The sequence below is a fragment of the Streptomyces sp. NPDC002643 genome (genome assembly GCF_053592555.1).
The window spans coordinates 1-8,230 of the sequence record NZ_JBSFVY010000077.1; the positions used below are offsets into that span (position 1 = coordinate 1).

Sequence of the window (8,230 nt, forward strand, 5' to 3'; positions counted from 1 at the left end):
ACTTCGCCAGGAAGCAATAGCCGACCCACCCTCCACCAGCGACCTTGCCCCAACCCCAGCCAGAAACGGACATCACCTTACGAACCGCCCACTTAGATCGGGTGGGGGCCGAGGTTGTTGCTGTGCTCCTGATGGTTTGTTGGTTTTCTTGCGGCTGGCGGGACTTGGGCCCCTGGACTACACGTTTCGGTTCAGGCGCAGGTGCGTGCGACAGCTCTGTCAACACTCAGGGCCGGGACCGTCGTGGCTTCACGGTCCCGGCCCTGAGCGACAGCGTTCGACGCTCTACTCGCTTGCGGTAGCGATGAGCTGACGGATCGTCTGGATCTCCTGATTCCCGGCAAGGTAGCCGATACCGCGGTGAAGATGGATGGTGAGGGTTCGGCTGATCGACTTGTCGGTGAGGGGCTCGCCGTCCGCTGCACACCGCTGCTTGAGCAGGGCGAGGTATACGTCGGCGTAGGTGCCGGCGAAGGTGGCCCAGTCCATCTCAACATTGGAGTCAGTGTTGATCTCCTTGACCAGGGGGGTGGAGGGGTCGCGGAGGGACATGGCCAGGGCCCAGCGGCACAGCACGTTCCAGTTCTTGATGCCGGTCGTGCGCTTGAGCCACACCAACTGGTCCCGGGCAGGCTGGGAGAGGCGGATTGTGTCAAGCGACATGCTCTGCTCCAGAGTTCCACCAGTAGCCAGGTTCGACGGTAGTGGTAAACGTGGTGTCGTCGTGAACGAGGGTGTAGGTGTGCGCGACGGAAGGCTGGAGCCGGTGGTACAGCCGCTCGTCGATCTCCTCGTCGGTCGAGAGCAGCAGGACCTGGTCTCCTGCATGCGGGAAGTAGCGGTCGACGAGAAGTTCTCGGTGACGGCTGTCCAAGCGGCCGAGCGGGGTGTCGATGACGCTAGGTAGCCAGTTGCCGGCTACGCGAGCGAGGCCCCAGACGAGCGAGACCGCGAGCAGTTGCCGCTCTCCGGCGCTCAGGCGGCCGGGGTCCACGGCGTCACCGTTCTCGTCCGTGAGGGTGAGTTGGAACCGCTCGGTGTCGATACGCAGGTTGCGCACAAGGCCGCTCTTACGCATCAGCCGCGTGAAACTCTCCAGCACCGCGACCTCCAAGCGGCTGATGTGCCGCTTCAGAAGGGCGTCCCCGAAGCGCTCGAACAGAGCACGCTGACGCTCGCAGTGGTCATAGATCCGCTGGTTTTCCTCAGCCTCGAACTTCTTAACCGCCTGCTGCTCGTGTGCTGCCTCCAGCTCGTCGTGTGCTGCCGCTCGCCGCCTTTTGGCTGCTTCGTAGGCTTCAGCGGCATTGGCGAACGCGGCTTCAGCGTGATGGACAGCCTGCAGTGCCTCCGCCTGCTCTGCCTGCCGCGTCGCGATCCGTTCTTCGCTCGGGACTCCCTCTAGCTGCCGGTCCAGGGCGTCTACTTCCTCTGCCTGTTCGGATGCCAGGTCAAGGAGTTCGCGGGCACGCTGCTGCTCGGTACGCAGGATCTGCTCCAGTCCGGCGAGCTGCGTGTAGCCGTCGAGGTTGAGATCGAGGATGCGCTCTGCTGTGCTGGTCAGCTCGCGCTGCTGACGGTCAGTGGTCAGATACTCCTGAAATGCCTTGAGGTCCGTGGAAGACAGGAGCGTGCCGAAACGGTTCAGGATCTCCTGGTCGCGGCTGGCCAGGGTGTCCAGGACCTGCGCTGCCTCGGCGGCCTGCTGCTCGATGGTCGCCTGCTTGCGCACTGCTGCGAGTTGCTCGCCCAGGAGCTGGAGCGGAAGCGGCCCTGCCGCCACTCTGATCAGGCTCTCCTGCGTGCTGGCCAGGTGTTTAGCTGCGTCCTTGCGGCGCTGCCGCAAGGACTCCCGCCGCTCGAAGAGAGCGCCGCCGTCCCGAGCAAAGGCTTCCTCGGCCTCCTTTAGGTCCTTCAGGCGTTTGTCGAGTTCGACGCGCAGCTCGCCCTTCTGATCGTGGGCCACCCGAACGGCCTCTTTGGCGTCTTGGTAGTGGGCTTCGAGCTGTCTGATCTGCTCTATGGCGGCCTGATCTTCTTCGCTGAGTCGCTTGCGACGCTGGAGGACCTGCAGATCGGTCCGGAGCTGCTGCACCGTGCTGACCCCGAGCAATGACTGCACTGCGGACTGGATCACGGCGGACGCGCGTTCCGGATCAGCCAGGGATTCGATCTTCTCTCCGTCGAAAAAGAAGAGAGAGCCGATCTCCAGCGGGAGGAGATCTTCGACATGGTCAGCCCAGGTGGCGCTGACTACCTGGTCCCACCTGCCGTCGACGAACACGGTGACGTGCTCGCGAAGGCTCTTGCCGCTGACAGACCAGTTTCGGCTGAGACTGTAAACGCGTTCTTTCCCGTCCACGGTGATCGAGAAGTCCAGCGCGAGTGAGGCGCCTTCCTCCGCGTTGGCCGCGCGGTTGATGCACTCACGAAGGTAGGTCTCGTAGGAGCGGTTCCCGCGCGCGCTGCAGCGCGCCCGCGGCCCGTACAGGACCAGCTGAAGAGCGTCAAGCAGAGTGGTCTTGCCGCAGCCGTTGAGTCCACCAATCAGCACGATTGGCTTGCCGGGGCGAGTGTGCAGGTCGAGGGTCTGGGTGCCTCGGTAGGCGCCGAAATCCTTCAGGGTGATTTTACGAAGAAGCATGGGTCGTACCCTCGTCGCCGATCACGTCGTCGGTCGTCGTCTGCCTAGGCACCACGCGTTTCCCACCCAACTGCTTCTTCTTCAAGGCATACGCGTAGGCGTCTTCCTTGTCCTCGAAAAAGCCGCGCTTAATGGTTTTCTCCAACTCATCGTAGAGCCCGGAACGCCGTGCCCTGGTGCGGAATTTACGCTCCACCGACAGGAGCTCCCGGGCAGTAGCGAAGGCGATTTCGTCACCATCGCTGGCCTCACGCAACAGTTCCATCTCGTCCGCACCGAGTGCCAGCTGCTCGTCCAGGGGAGCGCCCGGGAAATCCTCTCCGGTCTCCTCCTTGTAGATCCGAGGCACAAGATCCTCTACCTCATGCTTCTCGAAGACCCACAGCCGACGGATCTCATGCAGCTCTTCCATCGTGATCAGCTCGATATAACGCACCTCGTCCGGCCCCTCCTCGCGCACCTCGGCTTGGGCGCGGAGGAGTTCACGCAGCCACTTCTCCCGAGCTGCCTGGGTGTAAGGACCGTGGACGACCTTCTGCTTCTTCTGCTTGTCGTCCTTGTCGACATAGGTCATCAACTGGATGGTGCCGTTCATCTTCCGGAAGTCGCGGTCCTCTTCGTTGTCGGCGACGTCCAGCTTGTTGCGCAGTTCAAGGAGCGGTTCCATCCAGCGCTTGTTCTCACCATCGTTACTGATCATGGCTGCCATCGACTTGTCCTGGTCGACCAGGGTGCAGGTCCAGCAGCCGAATCGGCTGTCCCCGCATGAGGGAGTGCTGGTGTCGACGACCAACGGGCACTCGGCATCCGCCGTGGCGCCCTGGTAGATGGTCATCAGGTCCTTGTTGGAGTAACCCCAGGGGTTTTCCCGTTGCATCAGGAAGGTCCATACCTCATCGTTGGACCAGTCCTCAATAGGGCTGTAAACGAGGCTGTTCGGCAGATTGCCGTTCGGCGAGAGACGGTCGCGCACCCGGCGCTTCTCGTGCTTGGCCATGGCCCGGGCGCGGATCTGGCTTTCCTGCTTGCGGATCCCGAGAACCATGATCGCCTCGCCGTGCCGGCGAACCACACGGCGAATGAATGAGTTTGACGGCTTGATCTTCATCCTCTCGGTGCACCACCTGAATTTCGGTCGCGGTGCCGGGTAACCGCGTCCGATCAGATTGACCCAGAAGGTGTCCTTGACCGCGGGCGTGAGACGGTTCGGCTCGATCGGCAGCTGCTGCTCCGCCGCAGCCTGCCGCATTGTCTCCAGTGACTGGCTGACCCAGGAGGCCACGATGGGATTCTCAACCAGCGTGTCGGTGCTGATGACGTAGACCGTCTTCGTGCGCTGCTCTACCGGCAGGTCCTTGAGTGCCAGCCAGACAAGCTGGAGGACTGCCGTTGAATCCTTGCCCCCGCTGTAGCCGACAACCCAGGGGACTTCGTCGGCGAGGTAGAGCTCGCGCACCTCTGCGGTGAGCTCGGCGATCACCGCTTTGAGACTGCTGCCCTCGAACGGCCTGGCTCGTCGTGTCGGGGTGCTCATGAGTCTCCTCGCTGGTAGGCGTCTTCGGCGCTCTGCTCCTCTGGACTCAGTGCAAGTCCGAGTGCTTGGCGCAGGTAGTTCACTGTGAGGGCGAGCTGGGCGTGGCTCTTGGAGACCTTGCCGCCGATGATCGCGCGGCCCTCCCAGTTGCAGTTGGAACGCGACCAGTCCACTGCCGCCAGGCGATCCAGCCGGCTTCCCCACACAGCGGGGTCAACCGACTCCCGTAGCAGGGTGTTCCCGACTCGCCCGAGTGCATGGAGTGCGATGCCGTGGCTGTGGATGTAGTCCCTGCGCACATCGGGAGCTGTGAGCACTCGACTGCGGACCATTCCCCACTCGGGTAGGAGGGAGTCCACCTTCTCCCAGAAGGCTTGGGCAAGCTCCCCAGCCTGCGGCTTCTCCAGTGAAAGCCCTTGCAGGAGCGCCTGGTTACCCGAATGCAGAGCGCTCAGCGTGAACAGTTTGCGGGAGCGCGCCGAAAGTGTGCTGTTCTCCATCTCGACGTGCTGTCTGAAGACGGTCGACTTCATCGCCAAAAGCCTGGTGATCTCGGCGACGGGGTCGCGCTGGTCGTAGAGGACACCGATGGAGCGGGAAGGACGGACCGCGTGGCGGTTCAGGTCCGCGAACATTTGCTGGGAGCGGGCGAGCCCGGTGTCATGGAAGAAGACCACCGCGATGCTCTCGTCGCCGAGGTCGGGGTTCTCCTTGAGAGCCAGCTCGATCGCCGCGCGACGGTGCTGACCGTCGTTGATCAAGAAGCGTGCCGCCATCGGGATCCGGATCTGGCCCACCCGCATACCCACGCCGGTCCCGGCAGTGCTCTCGAAGCGGATGTCGCCGTCAATGGAAGCGGTCAATGCACTGAAGACGTAATCATCCGGATTATCCAGGATGTACCGAGTCAGTGCAGGCAGCCTGCCCTTGTTCAACACCCGCTGTGCCCGCACCTCCGGGGCGATCTCGTCCTCATCGAAGAGGAAGATCTTAGGGATGAGCCGGAGTGGGCACATCGACACGAAGAACTGGCGTCCAGCTTGCACCCCCCGGATGGCAGGGAAGGCGTACTCGAAGCCGACGGACGACGTCGCAGCTTCTCGCGGATCCATCTCTTTCACCTTAGCCACGGCTGTATCGTAGCGGTACGTCATCCAAGAAACGTACTGTACGTCATACGTTGCGAGAGGAACCTGATGTCGGTCACGTACCTAGACGCAGCAGCCACGACGCGCGTCGACCCTCGCGTCGCCGATGTCGTCCTTCACTGGATGACGGAGGACTTCGGGAACGCCGGCAGCCGCACACACGAGTACGGCACGCGAGCCAAGAAAGCCGTGCAGCAGGCACGCGAGCAACTCGCTGCCCAACTCGGCGCCACCGCAGATGAGTTGATCTTCACCAGCGGTGCGACGGAGAGCAACAACATCGCCATCCTGGGGTTGGCTGCCCACGGGGAGTCGACGGGGCGCCGCCACATCATCACCTCGGCGATCGAGCACAAGGCAGTACTCGAACCCCTGGAGCATCTGCAGAGCCGAGGCTTCGAAGTCGACTTCCTGAAGCCGAACTACTCCGGTCGCGTCAGCCTCGAGGCGATCCAGGAGCGCCTGCGTCCGGACACACTGCTGGTGTCGCTCATGCATGTCAACAACGAGACAGGCGTCATCCAGCCTGTTGTCGAGCTTGCCCAGTTGCTCCACGGCACCGGCACCTACCTACATGTGGATGCCGCGCAGGGGTTTGCGAAGCTACCCGCGGATCTGACCGCGCCGATCGACATGGTCAGCATCAGCGGCCACAAAATCGGGGCGCCGAAGGGCATCGGCGCTCTGCTGATCCGAGGTCGCGGTCGTAGGCAGGTGCCCCTCCAGCCGCTCATGTTCGGAGGCGGCCAAGAACGCAAGCTCCGTCCCGGCACGTTGCCCGTTCCCCTGGTGATGGGGCTGGCCAAAGCGGAGGAGATCTTCCGGACAGAGCATGAGAAGTGGCTCGTCGGGGCACACAAGATCCGCGAGCAGTTGCTCGGTGCGTTTTCCACAACGCCTTATCACCTCAACGGCGATCCCGAGCACACCGTGCCGCACATTCTCAACGTGTCCTTCGAAGGAGTCGACGCAGAGGCCATCATCGTCAACATCAAGGATCTCGCTGCCGTCTCCACCGGTTCGGCTTGCACGAGCGCCTCCTACACGCCCAGCCACGTCCTGCGCGCAATGGGCCTGCCGGAAAAGGTCGCATCCAATGGGTTGCGCCTATCCTGGTTTCCCTCCTCCCAAGTGGACGACCTCGACGCTGCGGGCATCGCAGACACGATCATCTCCCTCATGGACTGAGAGTCGGATACTCAGGCGACGCCTCGTTCCCCGCCACACGACGCACCAAGCGGTGCCCGCGCAGTTCGCGTCCGCACCGCACCAGTTCAGCTTCCCACCCCTTCTCGGTCCCGATGAGGTGCGGCTGCTCGTAAAGGCCCGCGCGCACCTCCGACTCGGTGAGCCGTCGATACTTGGCGACGTCCGGATCATCCGGCGCCAAGAACTCGTGCTTGCGGTGCAGCAAGGGACGGTTCGCGGAGTCGACGTATGAGGTGTACGTGGTGTCCAGCCCCTTCATCTCCACCGAATAGGAGGCCGAGAGCTTCGGGTGCGGGTCGACGTCGAACTGAGGGTAGTCCAGCCAGCTCACCGCTCGCCCCTGGTGGAAGAGTTTCACCAGCGTCCAGTCAGCCGGACGACCTGCCGCGATCGCCGCACAGTGCTCGTACAGACGCAGCACCGTCGGGATCTGTTCCGCCGCCCGGCGATGCACGTACAGGGCGGTCGGAGTGAGCTTGCCAACCTTCGAAGCCCGCATGGCTCCACGCACGTAGGCGTCGTCGCGGAGTTTCAGCAGGAGGCGATCGGCCCGCTTGCACGCCTCCTTGTAGGAGGAGAAGCAGGCTCGGATGTCGAGCTGCACGGACAGCGGCAGGCTACCGAAGGGGCCGCGCCCGTTGAACAGCTCGACAGCAAGGAACAGCAGCGTGTTCAGCGTGGTGCGTGTAACGCCGGCCTCGATCTTCTCCGGAGCAGCGGAGCGGCGCACCAAGCGTTGGAGGTCGGCCGTGCGTAGGTGACTGAGGAGCTCCGCCAAGTACTCTGGCATCTCTTCGATACGAGGAAGGCGTCCACGTTGTTCTGTGAACGCAACCACTGCGGCGATGGCAGACGCAGTGTCATCGGACGCCAGCCACTCCGCATCGGGGATGATCCTGCGGGCTAGGAAAGCGATGCGTGTCGTATCCGCTCGGAACGCGTAGACGACTCCCGGGGCAGCTGAAACACACCGGACTCCTGTCGCCTCCTGTACAAAGTCCCGCAGCTCTCCGGTTCCAAACAGGTGCTGGAAAGTCTGTCGGCTCGTGAGCACCCCGTCCGCATAACCCTCGCCGCGGACCTTGTTCCGTTCCCACGTCAGTCGCGCCGACACCACCAGGACGGACTGGGCGAGTTCCCACGCGCGCAGCAGCGTCGCGCGGCGCTCCTCGGGGTCCTCGATAACGTTGAGCACATAGGTGAGCAGAACAGCGTCGGACGGGACCTGCGCGCCGTCCGGGAAGTAGTACGGGTCCCAGCCTTCGGCGTCAACTTGCATCTGCCGAAGACTCCGGACGTCATCACCTCGACCGCAGCCATAGTCGAAGACGCGGAGACCCGGCTGGATCTGACCATCGATCACTGCCTGCCGGGCAGGGGCAGACAGACCAGCACGCCCGATCGCCGTTAGGCGCCGATCGCTTCCCCACGGTCCCGCCATTCCACCCCACCACCATGCGGCCCCACATACGAGTCCCAGCGTATTAACCACTCACACAGGTCGGCGGCGACTTTGCAGCACTCTTCGACGCTGCGATGGCGTGACCCTGATGTCCGGCGCCCCCCAATCGGCTCTTGCCCGGCCGTTCCCGGTGGAGAGGGCGGGCCTTGTCCCGGAGGGGTGGACACCTGTTCGTGTCGCTATGCGGCGAGTGTCAGGGTAGCTGACTGCTGCTCGTAGGCGATCGGTGCCTG

General features: G+C 63.4%; 6 protein-coding genes. 1 reads left to right on the forward strand and 5 read right to left on the reverse strand.

Features of this window, described 5'->3' with window-relative positions; all coding sequences use genetic code 11:
- Positions 1-285: 285 nt before the first annotated feature.
- From dndE to dndB, 4 genes are read right to left on the reverse strand one after another with little or no spacing between them, the layout of a single operon-like run.
- Positions 286-663: a DNA sulfur modification protein DndE gene (gene dndE, locus ACWD4G_RS45480; protein WP_451304616.1), complete on the reverse strand. Its 378-nt coding sequence runs from the start codon at positions 661-663 to the stop codon at positions 286-288.
- Positions 653-2,644, reverse strand: a complete 1,992-nt coding sequence (dndD, locus tag ACWD4G_RS45485) for a DNA sulfur modification protein DndD (RefSeq protein WP_451304618.1) — start codon at positions 2,642-2,644, stop codon at positions 653-655. The genes dndE and dndD overlap by 11 nt, the downstream gene beginning before the upstream one ends.
- Positions 2,631-4,178, reverse strand: coding sequence for a DNA phosphorothioation system sulfurtransferase DndC (dndC, locus tag ACWD4G_RS45490; RefSeq protein ID WP_451304620.1), 1,548 nt, complete (start codon positions 4,176-4,178; stop codon positions 2,631-2,633). Before dndC ends, dndD begins: the two co-directional genes overlap by 14 nt.
- Positions 4,175-5,332 (reverse strand): DNA sulfur modification protein DndB, encoded by a 1,158-nt coding sequence (gene dndB / locus ACWD4G_RS45495; protein WP_451304622.1) that lies wholly within the window; start codon positions 5,330-5,332, stop codon positions 4,175-4,177. The genes dndC and dndB overlap by 4 nt, the downstream gene beginning before the upstream one ends.
- A 42-nt stretch (positions 5,333-5,374) precedes the next feature.
- Between dndB and dndA the strand changes: the two genes are divergently transcribed.
- Positions 5,375-6,514 carry a cysteine desulfurase DndA gene (dndA, locus tag ACWD4G_RS45500; RefSeq protein ID WP_451304624.1) on the forward strand — a complete coding sequence of 380 codons (1,140 nt, stop codon included), beginning with the start codon at positions 5,375-5,377 and terminating at the stop codon, positions 6,512-6,514.
- On the opposite strand, the gene ACWD4G_RS45505 is transcribed toward dndA, so the two are convergent.
- Positions 6,504-7,976: a DNA phosphorothioation-associated putative methyltransferase gene (locus ACWD4G_RS45505; protein ID WP_451304626.1), complete on the reverse strand. Its 1,473-nt coding sequence runs from the start codon at positions 7,974-7,976 to the stop codon at positions 6,504-6,506. The two genes, dndA and ACWD4G_RS45505, sit on opposite strands and share 11 nt — an antisense overlap.
- Positions 7,977-8,230 lie beyond the last annotated feature (254 nt).